The sequence below is a fragment of the Shewanella colwelliana ATCC 39565 genome (genome assembly GCF_000518705.1).
Lineage (GTDB): Bacteria > Pseudomonadota > Gammaproteobacteria > Enterobacterales > Shewanellaceae > Shewanella > Shewanella colwelliana.
Map to the genome: position 1 here is coordinate 15,118 of NZ_JAEC01000035.1, position 19,857 is coordinate 34,974.

The 19,857-nt window shown below is 45.2% G+C and carries 13 protein-coding genes, 4 tRNA genes and 2 pseudogenes; 6 read left to right on the top strand and 13 right to left on the bottom strand.

All coding sequences use genetic code 11. From position 1 onward, the window contains the following. Positions 1 to 41 precede the first annotated feature (41 nt). Complete coding sequence (locus tag L876_RS0114295) at positions 42 to 1,184, top strand: pyridoxal-phosphate-dependent aminotransferase family protein (RefSeq protein WP_028764436.1); 1,143 nt, start codon at positions 42 to 44, stop codon at positions 1,182 to 1,184. A 66-nt stretch (positions 1,185 to 1,250) separates the two neighbouring features. On the opposite strand, the gene L876_RS0114300 is transcribed toward L876_RS0114295, so the two are convergent. The 8 genes and pseudogenes from L876_RS0114300 to L876_RS0114335 all read right to left on the bottom strand — a co-directional run. Then, entirely contained in the window at positions 1,251 to 1,628 is a 378-nt protein-coding gene (locus tag L876_RS0114300; protein ID WP_081730718.1) for a hypothetical protein, read from the bottom strand. Between the two features lie 350 nt (positions 1,629 to 1,978). After that, positions 1,979 to 3,871 carry a hypothetical protein gene (locus L876_RS0114305; protein ID WP_028764438.1) on the bottom strand — a complete coding sequence of 631 codons (1,893 nt, stop codon included), beginning with the start codon at positions 3,869 to 3,871 and terminating at the stop codon, positions 1,979 to 1,981. A 131-nt stretch (positions 3,872 to 4,002) separates the two neighbouring features. Beyond that, positions 4,003 to 5,360, bottom strand: a pseudogene (locus L876_RS21820) (sodium-dependent transporter). A 277-nt stretch (positions 5,361 to 5,637) separates the two neighbouring features. Next, entirely contained in the window at positions 5,638 to 6,114 is a 477-nt protein-coding gene (locus tag L876_RS0114315) for an Lrp/AsnC family transcriptional regulator (protein WP_028764439.1), read from the bottom strand. Between the two features lie 10 nt (positions 6,115 to 6,124). Continuing rightward, positions 6,125 to 6,913: a phosphatase PAP2 family protein gene (locus tag L876_RS0114320; RefSeq protein ID WP_248674627.1), complete on the bottom strand. Its 789-nt coding sequence runs from the start codon at positions 6,911 to 6,913 to the stop codon at positions 6,125 to 6,127. Between the two features lie 75 nt (positions 6,914 to 6,988). Beyond that, a complete protein-coding gene (gene creD, locus L876_RS0114325) occupies positions 6,989 to 8,362 on the bottom strand; it encodes a cell envelope integrity protein CreD (RefSeq protein ID WP_028764441.1) in 1,374 nt (457 codons plus the stop codon). Positions 8,363 to 8,521: 159 nt separating this feature from the next. After that, positions 8,522 to 8,773 carry a ubiquinone biosynthesis accessory factor UbiK gene (ubiK, locus tag L876_RS0114330; RefSeq protein ID WP_028764442.1) on the bottom strand — a complete coding sequence of 84 codons (252 nt, stop codon included), beginning with the start codon at positions 8,771 to 8,773 and terminating at the stop codon, positions 8,522 to 8,524. Between the two features lie 164 nt (positions 8,774 to 8,937). Further along, positions 8,938 to 9,354: pseudogene (locus L876_RS0114335) on the bottom strand (efflux RND transporter permease subunit); the annotation flags it as partial. 170 nt (positions 9,355 to 9,524) lie between these two features. Between L876_RS0114335 and rep the strand changes: the two are divergent. Further along, positions 9,525 to 11,537, top strand: a complete 2,013-nt coding sequence (gene rep / locus L876_RS0114340) for a DNA helicase Rep (RefSeq protein ID WP_028764444.1) — start codon at positions 9,525 to 9,527, stop codon at positions 11,535 to 11,537. An 18-nt stretch (positions 11,538 to 11,555) separates the two neighbouring features. Here the strand turns inward: rep and L876_RS0114345 are convergent, their stop codons facing one another. Next, on the bottom strand, positions 11,556 to 14,201 hold the full coding sequence (locus tag L876_RS0114345; RefSeq protein ID WP_028764445.1) for a sensor domain-containing diguanylate cyclase: 2,646 nt from the start codon (positions 14,199 to 14,201) through the stop codon (positions 11,556 to 11,558). 218 nt (positions 14,202 to 14,419) lie between these two features. On the opposite strand from L876_RS0114345, the gene L876_RS0114350 reads away from it, so the two are divergent. The 4 genes from L876_RS0114350 to L876_RS0114365 all read left to right on the top strand — a co-directional run bounded on the left by L876_RS0114350 (position 14,420) and on the right by L876_RS0114365 (position 14,844). Beyond that, positions 14,420 to 14,496, top strand: a tRNA-Arg gene (locus tag L876_RS0114350). Positions 14,497 to 14,541: 45 nt separating this feature from the next. Next, positions 14,542 to 14,617 (top strand) — tRNA-His (locus L876_RS0114355). Between the two features lie 15 nt (positions 14,618 to 14,632). After that, a tRNA-Pro gene (locus L876_RS0114360) sits at positions 14,633 to 14,709 on the top strand. Between the two features lie 58 nt (positions 14,710 to 14,767). Further along, positions 14,768 to 14,844 (top strand) — tRNA-Pro (locus tag L876_RS0114365). 315 nt (positions 14,845 to 15,159) lie between these two features. On the opposite strand, the gene L876_RS0114370 is transcribed toward L876_RS0114365, so the two are convergent. The 4 genes from L876_RS0114370 to L876_RS0114385 are packed head-to-tail and all read right to left on the bottom strand — an operon-like array spanning position 15,160 to position 19,836. Beyond that, positions 15,160 to 17,079 carry a bifunctional diguanylate cyclase/phosphodiesterase gene (locus L876_RS0114370; protein WP_028764446.1) on the bottom strand — a complete coding sequence of 640 codons (1,920 nt, stop codon included), beginning with the start codon at positions 17,077 to 17,079 and terminating at the stop codon, positions 15,160 to 15,162. Between the two features lie 8 nt (positions 17,080 to 17,087). Next, complete coding sequence (locus L876_RS0114375; protein WP_028764447.1) at positions 17,088 to 17,795, bottom strand: transglutaminase-like cysteine peptidase; 708 nt, start codon at positions 17,793 to 17,795, stop codon at positions 17,088 to 17,090. Positions 17,796 to 17,818: 23 nt separating this feature from the next. Further along, complete coding sequence (locus L876_RS0114380; RefSeq protein ID WP_028764448.1) at positions 17,819 to 18,424, bottom strand: OmpA family protein; 606 nt, start codon at positions 18,422 to 18,424, stop codon at positions 17,819 to 17,821. Beyond that, positions 18,424 to 19,836, bottom strand: coding sequence for a TolC family outer membrane protein (locus tag L876_RS0114385; protein WP_028764449.1), 1,413 nt, complete (start codon positions 19,834 to 19,836; stop codon positions 18,424 to 18,426). The genes L876_RS0114380 and L876_RS0114385 overlap by 1 nt, the downstream gene beginning before the upstream one ends. Between the last annotated feature and the right edge of the window lie 21 nt (positions 19,837 to 19,857).

Genomic DNA, 19,857 nt, shown 5'->3' on the forward strand with positions numbered 1-19,857 from the left:
AACCCTAACTTTTTAAGCCACGGCTTTAAAGAGGAAACAAGATGTTAGCAGCACCTAAAGTAAACGCGTTTAATCCCCCACGTAGAACATTGATGGGTCCAGGCCCGTCAGATGTGTACCCCGAAGTATTGGCAGCCCAAGCTCGCCCGACTATTGGACACTTAGATCCCCTTTTTGTCGGCATGATGGATGAGCTTAAGTCGCTTATTCAGTACGCCTTCCAAACTGAAAATGCTATGACGCTTGCGGTATCTGCCCCAGGCAGTGCTGGTATGGAGACCTGCTTTGTTAATTTGGTCGAACCCGGCGAGAAAGTCATTGTGTGTCGCAATGGTGTTTTTGGGGAGCGGATGCGCCAAAACGTTGAACGTGTCGGCGCGATTGCCGTTGTGGTTGACAATGAATGGGGCGAGCCCGTTTCTGTGAGTGATGTTGAAGCCGCTTTAAACGCCAACCCAGATGCGAAATTCCTGGCTTTTGTCCATGCTGAAACTTCAACCGGTGCGCTATCAGATGCCAAACGCCTCTGTGCGCTGGCCAAGCAGCATGATTGTCTCTCTATCGTTGATGCGGTGACCTCATTAGGTGGGGTTGAGCTGCGAGTCGATGAGTGGGGTATCGATGCGATTTACTCAGGTAGTCAAAAGTGTCTCTCCTGCGTACCAGGCTTATCGCCCGTTTCGTTCTCACCAGCGGCGGTCGAAAAACTTAAAGCCCGTAAAACACAGGTACAGAGTTGGTTTTTAGATCAAAGCTTAGTGATGGGCTATTGGAGTGGCGATCAAAGTGCGGGTGGTAAGCGCAGTTATCATCATACCGCGCCTGTGAATGCACTGTATGCGCTTCATGAGTCGCTTCGTCTACTTGCCCAAGAGGGGCTTGAAAATGCGTGGATGCGTCATCAGAGCATGCATCAAGTCTTGCGCGATGGACTCGAGTCATTAGGGCTTAAATTTGTTGTTGAAGAGCAATCTCGTTTGCCGCAACTCAACGCCGTGTATATTCCTGAAGGGATTGATGATGCCTTAGTGCGTAAGCAATTACTGGAGAACTATAATCTAGAGATAGGCGCGGGATTGGGGGCATTGGCTGGTAAAGCATGGCGTATCGGTTTAATGGGCTTCGGGGCAAGACGTGAAAATGTTGCTCTGTGTCTCAGAGCCTTACAAGAGGTACTTAGCTAGTCACTCACAAACAGAAGGGGAACTTAGCTTCCCCTTTTTAGTGACGGATCACTCGCGCCGAGCTATCTAATCTATTGTCATGCCAAAGGAGATTAGCGACACGGTTGAGACCACCGTGACCAGCGAGAATATCGTCCCCAAAATTGCAAATATCTTCTTACGCTGTTTCTGGCATAGCCCCGCTATACCTAACCCTGTGGCGATCAGTGCGGTACCGATAAAAGCAAATAGCAGTAACCCCACTACGATAGCTTCTATAGATTCTTCATTCATGCCGCCAGGAGTGGTGGCTTCGAGTACACCTGCGACAATTAATAAGCCAAAGATGAGCACTAACGAAACGATGCTTAATACAAATGAAGCAATACCAAGCCCTGAATGTTTGGCTTCAATAGCTGGGGTTGCTGACGTTGTTGAGTTTGCTGGTGTGAGTGTAGCTTCCATGCGCTGTCCTTGCTACTGTGGTCAAATCAGTGAAAATAGTTCGACTGACTTTATTTGGATTAAAAATACGCTTCGTAAGAAACCACTTCAACAAAAACATTTAAAATTAATGGTTTATAGTTTTATGGTGCGGGTTATCCATCATCGATAGCAATAGATGCTAGGCGCCCAATTGATGTCCTTATTTTTTATAATGATGAGTTTGAGAGGAGTTAGATCGGGATTGAGTTGGGCTTTAGCAAGATGCCAAAAAGTGAAAGTGACTTTTCACCAGTCGTAGATAACTAACCAGTTTAATGGCTATGAAATAGAGAGAAGGCACCGAGAGGTGCCTTCTCTATTGCTAAACCTTAATAATTCAGGCAAACCGCAGGCGGCAGTGGCGTGTCATCTTCTACCATTAATGCTGGAAACTGGTTGGTGATCTCAGTGTAGGTTTCAGGGTATTTCAAACGTACCAGTGACATTAAACGTTGATGATGCGGATGGATATTGGGTTCAAGTAGCATTAGCAAGGATAAGTACTCCAATAGATGCTCAGGCTTAAATTGGTAATGGCTGGTATCTAGTAACAGGTAAAGCGGATCTCGTCCATTAGCTTTAACTGGGTAGCTAATATGCTGATTCACCAAATGGTTGAGCAGTGGGAAATCGTGTTCAAGTATCGCAATATCTAGCCAACTTTTACCCGCAAAATCAAGTTTGTCTATGTCCAAACCTTGGTTGATAAGAGAAATGGTTTTGCTACGCGCAACTTGGTACAAAGTGTCGTAGTCGAAAGTCTCTTGACGTAATTCGCTCAGTTGTAATAGCGTGAAATACTCAGGGTTGTAACCTAATAGCTGATAGAAAAACCAACGATTTACCGCCTCTTCTAACTGCGCGTTCTCAACCATTTCAATGGCTTCATTTATCTGACGCTTAGCCGCCAGCCCATATACCGTGCTGCTTAAGCTGTTATCGACGCCTTGCCAGCTGGGGAGGTGTTGCTGCTGTCGATAGGCAAAGCAATCGGCTAATGCAGGATCAATGTGATGTAAATTTGTGGCGGTGACCTCATGCCCCTCTTTGATTAGTTTATTGCTAAAGTAATCAAGATTATGTGGCTGCCATTGAGTATCGACCTTGTTAACCAGCGATCGGCAACTTGCCACCATTTCAGGTGTGGCACTGTTTGTATTTAGCGTTGCAAAATTGGCGTTAAGTTCCGCTAAAAATGGGGAGTGAGCATCGAATACTAAGGTAGCCTTTGGGGCTATTTCGGTGAGTGTGAGGCCATACATCTGCTGTAAATGTGTTATTTGTTGTGCATCGAAACGGTAAATATGACGAGGAAAGAAACCTAAGGCCTTTTGTTTCGACAGAATGCTAAAGTTGGCAGTGCTATTTACCCCGTGAAGCGCTTTAATTATGTTGGCTTGTTTTGCAATTAACTCATCTTCTAAAGGGGTATCCATGCGGAAATAGTAATCTAGACGGGCAAGGGCATACTCCATGGTTGTGCCAAGGTAGGCATCGTCACTGAGCACGCTGTTTTTTGCCAGTAGAGCTGTGACGATTTGCTCTCTGCCATAGTAGGCTGCGGTATCGATAAGGCGTAGCGTTTCGCCAAAGCCGATAAGCGCGTCAGTATCATCTATTTGTTTAACGGCTAGTAACAACAGCGGCTCATCTAGTGAATCTTGTTTCAGTAACCAATCAACATCCTCAATGGTGAGTTTTACTTCTTTAATCAGGGCTAGCGCGTCAGCTTGGCTGAGTGATGCAATATTATCTATTTGAGGTTGAGGAATACTTCTCTCGACTCGAACAAAAGTAGGTAAGTCAGGTGCTAAGGCTTTTACTTTCTCTGTTAGATTTTGATTCTGCTGTTTAAGTTTCGAGTTCTTTTTGAGCTGTTCAGCTCGCCAACTCGCAGCGAAGTTTGAGTTTAAAAAGTGATCGATAGCCAAGGTGATATCATCGATAGAATACCCCTTGTCTAACCATTGAGCCCATTCGATCTTTCTAGCCCAATTCCATCGTGTTTCTTTGTTAGATTCGATAAGTAACTTACAGCTTTGATAATCCTTAGGCGCGTTAACCTCTGGTTGAGCGGATTCACTATCGAGAGTGACGGGTGATGAGAGGGGTGGGTTTGTGTTTATGCTGTCATTTAACGGCGACGAGCTAGTAGATGGGGTTTGGTTAAACCAAAATAGCACAGCTATACAGACGACTACGGCGACAATGACCTTCTTCATTTAGTTTCAATCCTTAAAACTAGAATACAATTATAGTTATGTTTTATATGGGAATAGTAGCATTAGTGTTCGTCATAATATAGCTGCGATAACAGGCAAGCTTACGCTTGCCTGTTGAGGGTAATGGAAAACTAACCTGAGATCAGTTGCACTATGATAAGAATGATTAAGACTGGGCAAACAAATTTTACGTAAACAGGCCAAATCTTCCAAAAAAGACCATCGGCATTGGCACCATCTTGTGCGCGAATAGCGGTAATCAGGCTGTTTCTGTTCCATACCCAGCCCAGGTAGATGGCGATACCTAGGGCAATAAGAGGTTGGGCGCGTTCAGTGGTGGCGGTGATCATAAAGCCAAACAGCAGCTCAAAGTTTAACACCATAATAATAGACAGCAGCGTGATCACTCCTGCCACTAAATAGGTGGCGCGGTGGCGTTCTATGTTGGCTTTCTCAACAATGTAGCTGGTCGGTACTTCGACAATCGATATTGCAGATGTTAAGCCCGCAATGGTCATTAGTATGAAAAAGATGATAGCAATCAGCGGCCCTAGGCCCCCCCTAAGGTGTCAAACAGGGCTGGTAATACCGTGAATACCAGCGTGTCGGCATTTAATAAGCTGCCGTCGGCGCTGAAGATCTGCACGCCATTATGCTGTGCCACATACATGGCTGGGATGATCATTAACGCTGCAAGAAAGGCCACACTCGTATCCGTTAAGGTGACGTAAGCGGTGAGGGTAGCAATGTTTTCCTGCTTGTTAAGGTAAGCGCCGTATACCATCATCGCGCCAGTTCCAATGGTCAATGAAAAGAAGGTTTGCCCTAGTGCGCCGACTAGCACCTCGGTTTCCCAAATTCGGCTAAAATCAGGGACCAATAGCGCAGTTAACCCTTCAGACGCGCCGGGTAGCGTAAGAATATAACCAACGCCTATTACCAATATCAACAGCAGTAATGGCATGAGTCGTTTAGACCAGCGCTCAATTCCTTGTTGCACACCTTGGCGAATGACCAGAACAACCATCAAGGTGAAGATAAGAGTGAATAACAGGTTTCGTTCAACCGAGAAGGCCATTAACCAGTTTGCCATTGGTTCAAAGCCCGAAAGCTGGGCAATGGGCGCAATAGCAAAGCTGACAAACCAGCCTGATAGAATCATATAAAAAGTGCAGATTAAGCTGGCGGTGATAATAGAGGCAAAGCCAATAAACTTACCGACTTGGCGGCTGAATGTTGAGCGTCCAATATTCGCCATGGCGTCTGCGGGGTTAGTTTGGCCGTGACGACCAATCATTAACTCTGCAACCAGCATGGGGTAGCCGAGGATAAGAATGAGCACCAGATAAACCAGTAGAAATGCACCGCCGCCATGGGTTGCTGCTTGCGTTGGAAACCCCCAAATATTGCCGACACCGACGGCACTACCTGCTGCGGCCATGATGAAGCCAATTCTTGAACTAAAATGGCTGGAATCGTTTGAACTCATCGTGCTCTCCCCTGCAAAAGAGGGCGAATCATAGACCTTTATTCTAGCGGGTCAATAGTAAAGTCCTGCTGGTTTTAGGCTCTTTGTTGGCGAGTGTTTCTGTATTTTTGCCTTTTTGTGGATAATTATTGCTAATTAACATTATATCTTGAGACTTACTTGCTTTGTGGTTTGAGTGGGGACGGTTAGCGCGATCTGATTGCGCCAGAAAATAAAACCCAATCTGTGCAAAAGATCGGTTTTATTGCCTGACACTAATGAGGTGTTGGGCTTGTGGCTAGGATTTTGGTAATGGAATTGCGGTTTGGTTTTTCACCTGTTTCAGTACAAAGCTTGAACGAATACCGGCAATATCTTGCTGGGTGGTGAGCTTCTCTAATAGAAAGCGCTTAAAGGCTTCCATGTCGCACACCAGGACTTTGAGCTGATAATCGGCATCACTACCTGTGAGTAAACAGCATTCAAGTACTTCATCGTAGCTGCTCATTGCTAGCTCAAATGCATCGAGTATTGCTTGGCTGTGCTTCTCTAAGCGGACCTGGATATAGGCGGTGAGCTCCAGATCAAAGTGCTTTGGGTTAAGCAGTGTGGCATAACCTGCAATAAAGCCGGCCTCTTCAAGCGCTTTAACCCTGCGTGAGCAGGGCGACGCCGATAACCCTACAAGCGAGGCTAACTCTTGATTGGCTAAACGACCATGTTGCTGAAGCAACGCCAGTATTTTCAAGTCGATATCATCTAGCTGCAGGGTCATATTAAGTACTCTATGGCGTGGTTAACGGTTTTGTATTGGTGAGCGTTGCGATTAAGGTGGCAAGGCGAGGCCAGCATCGATTTATTCCCCAAATACAGGCTAAACCTATAAGACCGCCGATAACCGTCGAGGCCAGCACGTCTTGTGACCAGTGCATTCCTAGCAGCATGCGGCTAAAGCCCATACCTAAGCTCCACAAACATAATAGAGATGGTAATAGATATTGGCCGCTAAGCAATAGGAAGTAGCTCATTACCATAGATAAGGTCACGGCAAATAGCGTATGCCCAGAGGGGAAAGCGAAGCCGACTTCATTCCGCCAATGACTGGCGATAAGAGGCGACAATTGCAAATTATGGGGGTCAGTGGTGAATTGATTGACGGCATGGTTGATAACAGGTTTGCGTTGCGCTGGGGCTAGTTGATAAAACTCGTTAATATTGAGCAATTGTTGCTGATGCAGTAATTGGGCATTGGGTCTAGGTTCGCTGAAGTACGGTTTTAGAAACTGGTTGAGCGCTAAGGTCGATACCATACTAATAGAGACCGTGATAAACAGTGGCAGAAAGTGGGCTTTGGATATTTGTCTAAAGCACAAACCGAGCAAGACTAAGACGGTAAGTACGCCAAATGGCGCTGTGCCAGAAGAGGTCAACCAATAGAGGCCTTCTGCCTGGGATGAATTAAGTGAGATGAGTGGAAACATGGCTGTGTGAGTTAGCAGTAGTATGGCTGGCACACTGATAAGCAACATCCACCCAAGTAACAGATAGATTTTTCGGCGTAATGAAAGTGTCAAAGAGAGGCCTCACAAAAAACAGCAAGGCTAACCTGTCCATGTTGGGCTGGCTAGCCTTAGCGACATAAACTGAGATTAATTTTGCTTCATCTCTACAAGGTCTTCTGGGCTATGTCGGGTGATATACATCAAAATTCCCAGCACCACGACTAATAAACCTGTGCCCATCAATAGTGCATAATCTTCGAGTTTTAGAATGGAGTAAAGCACACTATAGAGGGCGATGAGCATGGCCGCCATTATTCCTCCTCGTTTGGCGCTGCGAGTGACGCTGCCAATATAGATTGAAACCGAAAATAGCGGCATAGCGGCGGCTATCAGATAGGCATAGCCAAATCTAATATGTTCTGAGAGTGACAACAGCACAAGGTAGAATAGCGTCATGGCACTGGCGACCAATAGATATTGAATGGTAGATAGCGACTGTGCTTGGCCCAACTCAAAAATCAGCAACATGATGCTAGTGAGGATGATGAAAAGCAGGCCATACTTTACTGCTCGCTCAATTTTTCCGTAGTGAGTAACTGGCTCAAATAGTGTGGTGTGGGCGTTGACCTCGCGTAAGTTGATTTGATTGTTTTTACTAAAGCGCTGCGGATAGTTACGGGTTAAATGACTCACATTCCATGTTGCGCTAAATCCATTGCTGTCGATTTCGCGAGCCATGGGAAGTAGACCACTAAAGCTAGGGTGGGGCCAATCGGCATTAAGGTTAATTGTGGTTTGTTGGCCTGTAGGCAACACACTCAGCCCCTGAGAGCCTCGTAGATTGATAGTGAAAGCCAGATTTAATTGCTTTGTGCTTTCGGGTAAGTTAATTGCTTGATGAAAGCCTCTATCAAGGCCTGATAGCTGGCCAAGTCCGGTACCCGGCATCAGCGTATTACTTTGCTCAATCGGCTGTTGAGCCCCACCGCTGCTTGGGGGGAGTTGTGGTTTAAATAGGTCGATACTGTCGATAGCTTGATTTGCTGAGATACCAAATACCAGTCGTGCACGCTCAGGATACGTATTGACGATATTTGGTAGGTCAATCTTGCCGATATCGAAGTTAGCAGAACCTGATAGGGTGGCGTTATATACCAAAGATTGAAAAATTCCCCGAGAGAGAAAGTCATGTTTAAGACTGATATCAAGGTTGAGATCTGTGGGTAAAATAATAAATTCACTATCGACGGTATGCCGAGTTTTAGTGAGCTTACCCTGCTCATTAAAGCTTTCTTGAATCATCTCATAGGTATAGGGGAGCACAAGCGCTGGGCCTGCAATCTCTTGTTGCTCCCCCCATGATTGGCCAATTTCCGCCACCACCTGATTATAAAGCTGTTGTCTGTCAAAGGTCATGTCCATGACTAACCCTAGGGGAATGAGTGAGCCTAGGGTTAACAGTGCGATGAAAAGTATTTTTTGGCTTAACGGACTATGGCTAAGTCCTATGCGGTTTAACATATAAATTCCCTCTTATACCGATCGGTATCTAGCGTTATGGTGTTTGGCTATATTTAATCAGGTTAAAAGGAGATAAGGGGGGCAGACTGGTGATCAATGGTGGCGAAAAAGAGGCAATAAAAAAGAGCGCATTGCGCTCTTTTTTAAATCAGTAAGGGCTTATTCTTGATTAAGCTTTGCTTCTAAAGCATCAACTTGTGCTTGTAGGGCTTCTAGCTTTTCGCGGGTTTTTAACAGCACATGTTGCTGCACATCAAACTCTTCACGGGAAACAACATCAAGTTTCATCAACTGATTTTGTAATATCTGCTTGCTCTTGTCTTCAAACTCGCCTGCAAATTGCTTTAGGCCGCTAGGTAGGTTGTCGCTAAGTTGCTTGGCAACTTCTTCGATCTTCTTTGGATTAATCATTGTCTAAGTCTGCTCTTGGCCATCAAGTATGTATGGTTGAGAATTGTACCTGAGCTAGCTGGGATTAGAAATAAAAAGGCCTAGCTATACTAGGCCTTTTGTGACTTTCGCGATAGCTACCCCTTATCTGGCTGGGCGAATTCTTCATCAAACACTGGTAAAGGTTAGTGCTTCTCTGCCAGATAGACATAGATAACAGGCAAGGAAAACAGGGTGAATAGTGTACCGATAGCTAAGCCTGATACGATCACTAAACCAATATTAAAGCGTGCCACAGCCCCCGCGCCAACGGCAAATAGGAGTGGAATCAAACCTGCCATCATGGCCGCCGTTGTCATCAAGATAGGGCGCAGTCGAATCGTAGCCGCCAGCTTAATGGCGTCAAGCTTACTCAAGCCGTTATGAAGCAGCTCCTCTTTTGCCACTTCACACATCAAAATCCCGTGTTTGGTGATAAGCCCAACTTGGGTATAGATGTGCATCGACGATGGGCCAAAAATATGAGTCCAGCCAAGCGCGATTAGTGCATCACTAATGGCCAAAGGTACCAATAGTAAGATAGCCAGTGGGTCTTTAACTGAAAGCGGTTAGATTGGAAGGCTAAGTTGCGGCGGCTTGCAGCATTCATCTGCGTCAACAAGCAGACTAATATAAAAAATGAGCCAATATTTTTGGCATCGAAATAAGAGAGATTCTGGTATGATCACTGGCTGATTTAAATGTGCTTGTTTAGTTTGGTAGTCATCAATTCATGAAGCTCAATCCCGGTCAAAATGATGCCGTACACTATGTTTCAGGTCCCTGCCTTGTATTGGCGGGTGCCGGTAGTGGTAAGACGCGTGTGATCATCAATAAAATCGCATACTTGGTGCAAAAGTGTGGTTATCAGGCTCGCACTATTGCTGCCGTGACCTTTACTAATAAAGCCGCTCGCGAGATGAAAGAGCGTGTGGCGCAGTCTATGGGACGTAAAGAAGCGCGTGGATTGTGGATTTCGACCTTCCATACCTTAGGTCTGGAGATCATAAAGCGTGAATACAAGGTGGTTGGACTCAAACCGGGTTTTTCACTGTTTGATGATCAAGACAGCTTGGCATTGCTCAAAGAGCTGACCGAAGATGAGTTAGATGGCGATAAAGATCTACTGCGTATGTTGATGACGGCTATCTCTAATTGGAAAGGTGATCTGGTCATCCCAGAACAAGCGAGAAAGATAGCTAAAGATGAGCAGGCACAGTTGTTCGCGCTTCTCTACCAGCGTTATGCACAGCACATGAAAGCCTATAATGCGCTGGATTTTGACGATCTAATCCTGATTCCCACGCTGTTACTCAGGCACAATCAAGAGGTGAGGGAACGCTGGCAGAAGCGGATTCAATATCTGCTGGTGGATGAGTATCAAGACACCAACACCAGTCAGTATGAGTTAGTTAAACTGCTGGTGGGTGAGCGTGCACGCTTTACCGTGGTGGGGGATGACGATCAATCGATTTACTCATGGCGCGGCGCTAAGCCTCAAAATTTGGTGCTATTAGGTAAAGATTTTCCCTCACTGAGATTGATTAAGCTGGAGCAGAACTATCGCTCTAGTCAGCGCATATTGCGCGCGGCGAACATTTTGATTGCCAACAACCCTCATGTATATGACAAATCGCTGTTTAGTGAACTAGCTTACGGTGAACCGCTAAGAGTATTAATGGCGGCCAACGAGGAGCAAGAGGCTGAGCGAGTGATTGCTGAGATGATTCGGCATAAGTTTATGGGTAAGACCCAGTATGGTGATTACGCCATCTTGTATCGGGGTAATCATCAGTCTCGCTTGCTTGAACGCTCATTAATGACCAACCGTATTCCCTACAAGTTAAGTGGTGGTACCTCATTTTTTGGTCGTGCAGAGATTAAAGACATCATGGCGTACCTGCGCCTGGTGGTAAACCCCGATGATGACAATGCGTTTTTGCGGGTGGTTAACTTGCCCAAGCGTGGTATTGGTCCTGCGACATTAGAGCGTTTAGGCAACTATGCTAATGAAAAACAGATCTCCATGTTTGAGGCCATTTTTCAATCTGAACTGAACCATCATTTGCCACCAGCGGCGATGGCATCCCTGTATAAGTTTGGTAAGTTTATTGTTGATACGGGTGAAGAGGCTAATCGAGGCGAGCCAGTTGAAGCGGTGAAACATCTGATTCGTAATATCAATTACGAAGACTACCTCTATGAAACCAGTACCAGTGCCAAAGCAGCCGAGATGCGCATGAAAAATATCTCTGAGCTTTATCGTTGGGTAACGGAGATGCTACAAGGGGATGATCTCGATGAGGGGATGACGCTGCCTGAAGTGGTCACGCGTTTGACCTTGCGGGACATGATGGAGCGCAACAGTGAGGATGAAGCCGGCGATCAGGTGCAATTAATGACCTTGCACGCCTCTAAGGGACTGGAGTTTCCTTACGTCTTTATGGTGGGCGTTGAAGAGCGTATCTTGCCGCATCAATCCAGCATTGATGAAGACAATGTCGAGGAGGAGCGCCGCCTCGCGTATGTTGGCATCACGCGAGCGCAAAAAGAGCTATGGTTTATGATCTGTCGTGAACGTCGTCAGTTTGGTGAAGTGATGCGCTGTGAGCCTAGTCGCTTCTTAATGGAACTACCGCAAGATGATCTGATTTGGGAGCATCGTAAACCCGCGCAGACTGAAGAGCAGCGAGTACAATCGGGCAAAAGCAACATTGCTAACTTGCGAGATATGTTTAAGAAATAGAGCATGTTAGATAACCGCTTAGGCGTAACGGTTTGTCTCGTGATGCTTGGGAGGCTCGAGTCTTGTGCTATCTAGCGTTTCACCTAATGCCTGACCTTGACCGAGTGAAAAGCCTAAGCTCGCTAACTGTTGTCGTTGCAGGTCAGTTTTTACCCCATCAACATACAGTTCGAGCTCTAATGCTTGGGCGCTAAGCTGGTGGGCCTTAAGCAGGTTTTTATGCTGAGGATGATTCAAGTGGCTGATGTAGCTTGGATCGAGCTTTAGTCCGCTTAAGGGTAAAAAACTTAAACTGCTTAGGGCACAATGGGCGCTGCCATAGGCGCTGAGCCCAATATTGACGTTGAGTTTTTTTAGCGTATCAAATGCATTAATGTGGCTTTCACTGTCTTGTACAAACGCCTTTTCATCAAAAAAGGCCCAGATGTGATCACTTGGAAAAAAGCTCTGTTTTATTCGATTTTTTAATTTACGCACCGCATGTTTATGCTTGAGATGTTGACTGGAAATATTGAGGTGCACATGGGTGTCGGCATTCATGCTAACACTGAGTTTGTTGTAGTCGTCGTTGAGTTGCTCGATGAGATAAAGGTCGAGTTCTTTAAGTAAGTTACAGTGCTCGGCGATATTCGCCAGCTGTGCCTGTTTAATTTTGCCTAACTGAGTATGTTGCCAATACAGGCGTGGCTCAAGAGCAACCACTTTTTGGGAGTCTAGAGTCATAATGGGAAAGTACTGTAGCGCGAGGGCTTTTTTCTTGAGCGCTTCGCGCAACTCGATCTCTAAGGTGACATCGTATGCTTGCTGATGACTAGTGCTATCGTCAAATATCACATAGCAACCTTTACCGTTGGACTTAGCTTGATACATAGCTGCATCGGCATCTTTAAGCAGTGACTCGCTGGTGTCGGTATTGTTTTTACCGCTAAAGGCGATGCCAATACTCGCGCCAGAGGTGAAACTCTGATTCGCTAACTGATAGGGAGTGGCTAACTCTCCTAAAATTCTTTCTGCTACTTCAATGGCATCATGGTTGTTATTAATCGAATCTAACAGAATGACAAACTCATCGCCGCCAATGCGTCCTAAGGTATCGTTTTCTCGGATACAAAGGTTTAATCTGCGCGCCGTTTCAATCAGGAATCGATCCCCTTGGATATGACCTAAGGTATCGTTAATTAATTTGAAACGATCAAGGTCAATAAACAATAGTGCAAACCTGTCTGAGTCATGCCGCCTGACATGTTTAACGGCTTGAGCGAGTCGTTCTAAAAACATGGCGCGATTTGGCAAGCCAGTTAATGTGTCATGACTTGCATCGTGCACCAACTGTTGCTCCACCTTACAACGCTGGGCAATCTCTTTTTCAAGGTCTTGATTTAGTGTGGCTAATGCACGAGTGCGTTCAACGACTTTCTCTTCTAACTGTTCATAGCTTTGCTGCAGTGATTGAGCTGATAGCTTACGTTCGATTGCAGAGGCGATATGCTGTGACACAAAGGTAAGCAGACCGAGATCTTTCTCTTGGTAGGTTTGGGAGTCGCTAAAACTATAAATGGTTAACGCTCCTCGAACGACGCCTTGAATAAACAGTGGAACACCAATCCATTGATAGATAGTTTCTGTGTAGTTGAGCTGTGGTGCTTTGGCGTATAGCAGCTTGTTCTGTATCAGTGATTTGATATCACCACTATCGAGTAATGAAGGACGCTTATGCTTTAAAATATACTCGGTTAAGCCATCAGCTAACGGACGGTTCTGAGGTTGACCAACGTTGAGCTGTGAGACGTAGAAAGGAAATTGCAAGTTGCGCCCTGTGTCATCGAGCAATGCGATATAACAGTTGTTTGCGGGCAGCAGATGACTAATGATTTGATGTAACTCCGCATAGAAAGTGCTGTCATCAAGATCTGCATTCGATAGTTCTGCTATTTCGAAAAGCGACTTCTGCAATTTCTCTGCTCGACGGCGCTCAGTGACTTCTCGTTGCAACTTATCGTAAGCCACGCTGAGCTCTTTAGTTCGGTACTCGATGGCTGCTTCTAGATTGTGCTGATATTGAACGCGTTCAATAACCCCGGCAACATGTTGGCTGATGAAGGTCATCAGCTCCATTTCTATGTCACCATAGCAAATGGCTGGGTTGTAACTTTGAACCGCTAAAACCCCAATGGTTTGCTCACCACTAAAAATGGGCACACCTAACCATTGATGACAAGAGGAACCTCTGCTGACAATTTCGTTATTGGCAATCAGTTGTTCATATTTTTCATTATCACAAAGGAGGGGGGTTTGATGCTTAAGCACATAACCTGTTAAGCCACTATGTAGGGTTTGAGAGATATCTTCGCTTGGATAGAGCTTGCTGGGGTGTTGATCTTTTTCATCAACGAAAAATGGTACATCGAGTCTATTGGTTTGCAGGTTCAGGATAGCGATGAAAAAATTGTCAGCGGGCAACAGCTTATTGAGATTATTTTGAATGCCCGCGTAAAATTCGTCAGCGTGCTCAACACGTGCTGCTAGATTTGAGATATCTAACAGAGTATTTTGAATGATTTCTGAACGCTTGTATTTTCGAGCGAGGCTCTTTAAGCGTTTAATCCTTTTAAATAACCGACCAATTTCTCGTGGCGAGTATTGGTTTGTTTTTTCCCTAAACATGGCTCCGCCAATCGCTTAAATTTATTTTTATTGATTAGGTTTGAGGTAATAGCTATTGATAGCATAAAAAAGCACCATCACCAAGTCATAATTTTGACCCCAACACCATCGTAAAAGGCCTAAATCTGTTAAAAGTTGAGCAAACGCATAAAAAAAACCGTAATAGCTATAGACGTGCCGTTAAATAATCCATACTATATGCGGCGCTAACAAGGCAGGCACCCATAGCTCAGCTGGATAGAGCGCACCCCTCCGGAGGGTGAGGCCGAGGGTTCGAATCCTTCTGGGTGCACCAGTTGGGTTTGAGGTTAAGTTAGCAGTAAGAAGATTAAAATCAGTGGTGATTGTAGCTCAGTTGGTAGAGCCCCGGATTGTGATTCCGGTTGTCGTGGGTTCAAGTCCCATCAGTCACCCCACTTCTTCTTAATATTCGGTGATTAGCGCAGCCCGGTAGCGCATCTGGTTTGGGACCAGAGGGTCAGAGGTTCGAATCCTCTATCACCGACCACATTATAAAGTAGCGAGCAATGCTCGGTATTTGTAAGTTAAGTAAGATTAAAGATTTTCGGTGATTAGCGCAGCCCGGTAGCGCATCTGGTTTGGGACCAGAGGGTCAGAGGTTCGAATCCTCTATCACCGACCACTTTCGAAAAGCCTTCTGAGAAATCAGAAGGCTTTTTTCGTTTTAGCATTTTGAATGATTCAGCCAGCTGATCTATTCGATGACTGAGTCTTCTGGTCAGCGGATTTAGGGGTAGCGGATTGAGAGGTAGCGGATTGAGGGGTAGCGGGTCAAAGCGTCAGAGATTCGAATCCTCACGCTTTTCATTGCCGACTACTTTCGAAAGCCTTCTGAAAAATCAGCAGGCTTTTTTCGTTTTGGCCCCCACCAATGAGTATCGTAGACAATAAAAAAGCTGCCGTAAGGCAGCCTTTTTATGCTGATAGGTGTTATTGACTACTCAACGGGCTCTGGTGGATAGATAAAGCCCATATAGGCATTGGTCTTCAATGGCTCGAAACGTGCCAGCTGTGGCTGTTCCTGAATCCCTGTGACAATGATTTGGATATCCAGGCCTCTAGCAACGTTAACCAGTGCGCGACATAATTCACTGCTGTGCTCACTTTCATCATAAAAGGCGAAAGACTGATCCAATTTGACGTAACTCGGTCTGAGAGTTTGCAAGTAGGCCATTGAGCCAAATTGACGCCCAAAGTGGTCAATACCAAAGTGTGCCCCATTGTCTCGAATGATATGGCAAAGTGCTTCGCACGACTCAGGGTCACTGTATACCCCAGCTTCAGGGATATCGAAGACGATACGTTTTGCCAAGCGATGGTTGCGTAAGAAATGATTAAGCCACTCGTGGAACTTCTTGTCACTTAAACTATGGAACGTTAAGTTAATAGCGACAGGCTCATGATTTCTATCAAGTAACCCGCTATCAGCAATAGTTTCGATGAGGCACCGGTCGAGCAGAGAGCCTAAAGATAGCAACTCCACATAAGGCATAAATTGCCCCGCATGGATCTCTTTGCCAGCGATTTCTAATTTACAATAAAGTTCGCGCTGTACTATCTCGTCACGCTCTGTGAGATAAACCGGTTGCCATTTAAATTGAAAGTTCTTGTTTTTGATCGCTGAGCTTAAGTGCTCTCGCCACTGCTCTCTGGTGTAAAGCTGTTTTTCGTTACTTTCAAACCAGTGGAACACCTTATCATCGGCGATAGCTTTTTGTAGTGCATTATCGGTTTGCGCCAAAATCTGTGACACATTCATGTCGTCAGTACGCTGGGCGATACCAATATAAAACTGCTCATTAGGCTTACAACCAGCCTTAGATATCTCCTGATTCACCGTTCTAATAAGTGTATGTAAGTATTTACTGCATACTTCTTGCTCACCACTGGTTATAAGGAAGGCAAACTCATAGGCGGCAATTCGTGCGATAACAGAAGGCGCAATTTCGTCGAGTTGCTCTTTCATTTTTTCAGAGAGTAAGCGAATAGTTTCATCGCGAACTTGGTAGCCATACTTGCCATGAACATCTTCGAGCCAATCAAACTTAGCCATCATTAACGAGCCATTATTGGGCTCACCTAACCAGCTATTGAGACGGCCCATCATATACTGACGATTGGGGAGTGCTGAGACTTGGTCGACAAGGTTTTTCTTTCTTAACTCGGAGACCTCTTCATCTAGGGAGCTAAAAATCTGTTTAAGTTGGTGTGACATGCTATTGAAAGCAGAAACCACTGATTTAAGTTCAGAGGTTTTAGGTAAGGCCATATCTGGTCCGAATTTTCGGTGGGCGATATCTGTGGCATGTTCGGCGATGTCGTGTAAGGGTTTAAGGATCCAAGTTAACCCAAAGCGGGCCAGCATGATCGCGATTAAAAAAAGTATCGATATCATGATGATGGCGTTTGTCAGTGAGCGCCATAATTCATGGTAACCAAATCCTGGGTGAGCGGTGATTTCTAAATTCGCCAGCTGAATCCAACCTGAGGTAATAGTGCTCTCTCGTTTGATGGTCTTAAAGAAACCTAAATCAATAAACCACTGCGGTACACCATCAATTTTAAGGTCGTTTTCCCAAACTTGTTGTTTTCCATCGACCAACCAGGTGAGCTTTACTTGCTGATAGTAGCCACCTTCAAAGATGACATTGATCAGGGTTTCAGCACCCACGATATCACCGGCTTCGAGGTCGGGTACTAGCATAATGCCCAGGCTGTTGCTGGTGTTGTTAAGATCCGATTCCATCTGCTTACTTAAGAAACTCTGTGTCTCAGTAAATTGCACATAGGCTAGGCTCATAACGACTACGAGAAACAAGCCGAACAGCAGTGAGTATATCTGTCGAAACAGTGTCATTGTTCTAGCTACTCCAATCTTAATTTGGGCATTCTGAGTCTCTCAACACCCAATCTGTGTTTAAGGTCATTCCATTTTTCAAGACGAGAAGATGAACCTGCCAGTACACCGCGTCCTTTCTCTTTGTTTAACCACAGCTGTCGACCATTAAAACTGTAAACAGGAATGAGATCTTTTCTTTGTGTTGCGGGCTTTATTTGTCGATCTAAGTTGTCCAGTACCAAGGGGATTGAACCTGGTGTTTCATAGTAGGCTAACACCATATGGTATTGATTGACTGAGGTCGCTTTGACCATAGTGATCCGCAACTTCTCATCGGGTATGCCCAGTTGTAGTAGAGTGAAGTATTTAGCGATAGAGAAATCTTCACAATCACCACCATTTACGCCGATAAACTCCATAGGGCTAGCCCAATAATTACTATCACCCCAGAGTTTGATGTCATCGATAAATCGAAAAAGATTGAAAAAATTGTTTACCTTAACAATCTTCTCTTGCTCGCTAAGACCTTTTGACTCTTCAAGCACCTTGAACCAAGCATTAACTCTTTTTCCAGCACGCTCACCATATCTTGCCTCTAATGTAGAGGTGATATGGTTAACGTCGAGTTTTTGAGTCGGAGAAGCGTAAAGGCAAGAGATACCAAAAGTCACTGCCACAATGCTAAAGTGGCAGACCTTTTGATAATGCTTATGCCTGCGGTGTTTAGCGCTCATCTTCCCCGACTTTTAACGACGTATTATTTAACTTCTTCATCTACCGTATAGATATGCCATTTCATATCTGCGGTCGTATCTTCGCCTGTGACTTCTGCAATAACACGTCTGTTGCGTGTGTGAGCCATCTGCGTATGCGTTGGATCAACCGGTCTGTCATAGCTGTAGCCGATAGCGGTTAATCGATCTGCTTCAATACCAAAGCGCTCTGATAACGTTGATATTACAGCGTTAGCGCGGTTTTGAGATAGTGCTAAATTGTGATCATAAGAACCCGTTTTACTACAGTGGCCTTCAATGGTCACTTTAGTGTTTGGGTACTCTCGCATAAATGTAGCGATAGTTTCTACCTGATCATAATATTGCGGATCGATATAGTAAGAGTCGTTAGCGAAAAGAATCTTGAGTTCTTGTCGCTCATTAATGGGTTTTATTTTACCGCAGCCATAGTTATCAATGGTTGCTCCCATGACGGTATCGTTGCATCGTTCACGAGCGACAATGACGCCATCTTTATCGTTATCATTGAGATCGAATACTTGGTTGGTTGGTGTGTCCATATTTACGGTATCACGCATAGAACAACCACCAATAAGTGCGATACTGAGTATAATTAATAGGGCTTTCATTATTTTACTCCCCCTTCGTAGTCACGCTCACCTTGCCAAACGTCTGGGCGTGTCACTCGAAGTGATTCCAATAGTCTTCCTGTAGCATTTAAGATACGGTACTCAGCGATGATTTCATCGTATTCCGCTTCTAGATAATCTTTTCGTGCCTCAAACAGCTCGTTCTCGGTATCCAATAAATCGAGTAGAGTGCGTTGGCCAAGATTAAACTGCTGGCTATAGGCGACTTGGGTATCTTTTGCCGCCACAACATGGTCTCGGATATACATTTTTTGAGGCTCTAATAGTTCATAGGCATTCCAAGCGAGGTTAACCCCCTCGATCACTTGGCGATAAGCACGCTGACGGATCTCTTTCGCTTCACCGACTTTATAAGCGGCTTCTTTTTCTCGGGCGAGATCTTTACCGCCAGCAAACAAGTTGTACTTAACCCGCACCATCGCGACGAGATCATTGCTGTGACCACCAACATTTTGCGATGCGAATGCAGAGTAGCCGTCTTCACCGTCTAAGTTGTCGTTCCAATTGCCGCCAAGCTCTAACGAAAGCTTAGGGTAGTAGTTTGACTGGGCGGATGAACGCTCATTTTCTGCTGCAGAAATATCACTAGCCGCTGACTTAAGGATTGGATGACTCTCTTGTGCAACCTTGAGGCTATTGTTGAGATCTGTTGGCAACATATCGTCATCAGGCACTGGTACTATTAAATTTTCAGGCGCTTTTTCTACAATGCGCATAAATTGTGCTTTGGCATCATAGAAATTATTCTTAGCTGAAATCACATTAGCGTTGGCACGCGCAAGACGACCAGTAATTTGCGATAAATCAGCAATCGAACCTAGCCCTGAGTCAGTGCGTTGTTTAATCTGTTCGTAAATATCTTTATGGCTTTGCAGGTTTTTTTCTGCAAGTGTAAGTACTTGCTCACTGCGGATATAGTTGACGTAGACTTTAGCCACATCTAACGCCATATCTTCGGCAGCAGCAAACAGTGCCCATTGATCGGCGCTTGCTTCAAAGCTGTAGCGGTCAACTTCACTTGAGGTGTAGAAGCCATCAAATAACATCTGCTTGATGCTAAAGCCAACTTCACCACGCATCAACTCGATAACACCTTCATCGTCCACGTCGCCCTGACCTGCTTTACGACGGCTCGATGGGCTATTGGTTTGTTCCCAGCCATACCCACCGCTAATATCGACAGTAGGCATATAGCCAGCGATAGCTTGATTGACTTGTTCTTCACGTGCTTTAAATCGATTAAAGGCAATGCGGATATCGGGATTGGTATCCAGCGTATGCGCTACAGCTTGTTCAAGCGTTTGGCTAGCGGCCATACCTGGTATCAACATCGCACTAATCGCTAGCGCCATGGCGCTTCGCTTTAGGTGATGTACAGTTTGCTTTCTCATTAGGTTAACCCCCCTGGTTAT

What these genes read in the sequence shown, in the direction of transcription:
- ubiK (WP_028764442.1), bottom strand. Translation starts at nt 8,773, where the DNA reads ATGATTAATCCAAAGAAGATCGAAGAAGTTGCCAAGCAACTTAGCGAC.
- creD (WP_028764441.1), bottom strand. Translation starts at nt 8,362, where the DNA reads ATGTTAAACCGCATAGGACTTAGCCATAGTCCGTTAAGCCAAAAAATA.
- L876_RS0114370 (WP_028764446.1), bottom strand. Translation starts at nt 17,079, where the DNA reads ATGACACTGTTTCGACAGATATACTCACTGCTGTTCGGCTTGTTTCTC.
- rep (WP_028764444.1), top strand. Translation starts at nt 9,525, where the DNA reads ATGAAGCTCAATCCCGGTCAAAATGATGCCGTACACTATGTTTCAGGT.
- L876_RS0114305 (WP_028764438.1), bottom strand. Translation starts at nt 3,871, where the DNA reads ATGAAGAAGGTCATTGTCGCCGTAGTCGTCTGTATAGCTGTGCTATTT.
- L876_RS0114295 (WP_028764436.1), top strand. Translation starts at nt 42, where the DNA reads ATGTTAGCAGCACCTAAAGTAAACGCGTTTAATCCCCCACGTAGAACA.
- L876_RS0114380 (WP_028764448.1), bottom strand. Translation starts at nt 18,424, where the DNA reads ATGAAAGCCCTATTAATTATACTCAGTATCGCACTTATTGGTGGTTGT.
- L876_RS0114375 (WP_028764447.1), bottom strand. Translation starts at nt 17,795, where the DNA reads ATGAGCGCTAAACACCGCAGGCATAAGCATTATCAAAAGGTCTGCCAC.
- L876_RS0114345 (WP_028764445.1), bottom strand. Translation starts at nt 14,201, where the DNA reads ATGTTTAGGGAAAAAACAAACCAATACTCGCCACGAGAAATTGGTCGG.
- L876_RS0114315 (WP_028764439.1), bottom strand. Translation starts at nt 6,114, where the DNA reads ATGACCCTGCAGCTAGATGATATCGACTTGAAAATACTGGCGTTGCTT.
- L876_RS0114300 (WP_081730718.1), bottom strand. Translation starts at nt 1,628, where the DNA reads ATGGAAGCTACACTCACACCAGCAAACTCAACAACGTCAGCAACCCCA.
- L876_RS0114385 (WP_028764449.1), bottom strand. Translation starts at nt 19,836, where the DNA reads ATGAGAAAGCAAACTGTACATCACCTAAAGCGAAGCGCCATGGCGCTA.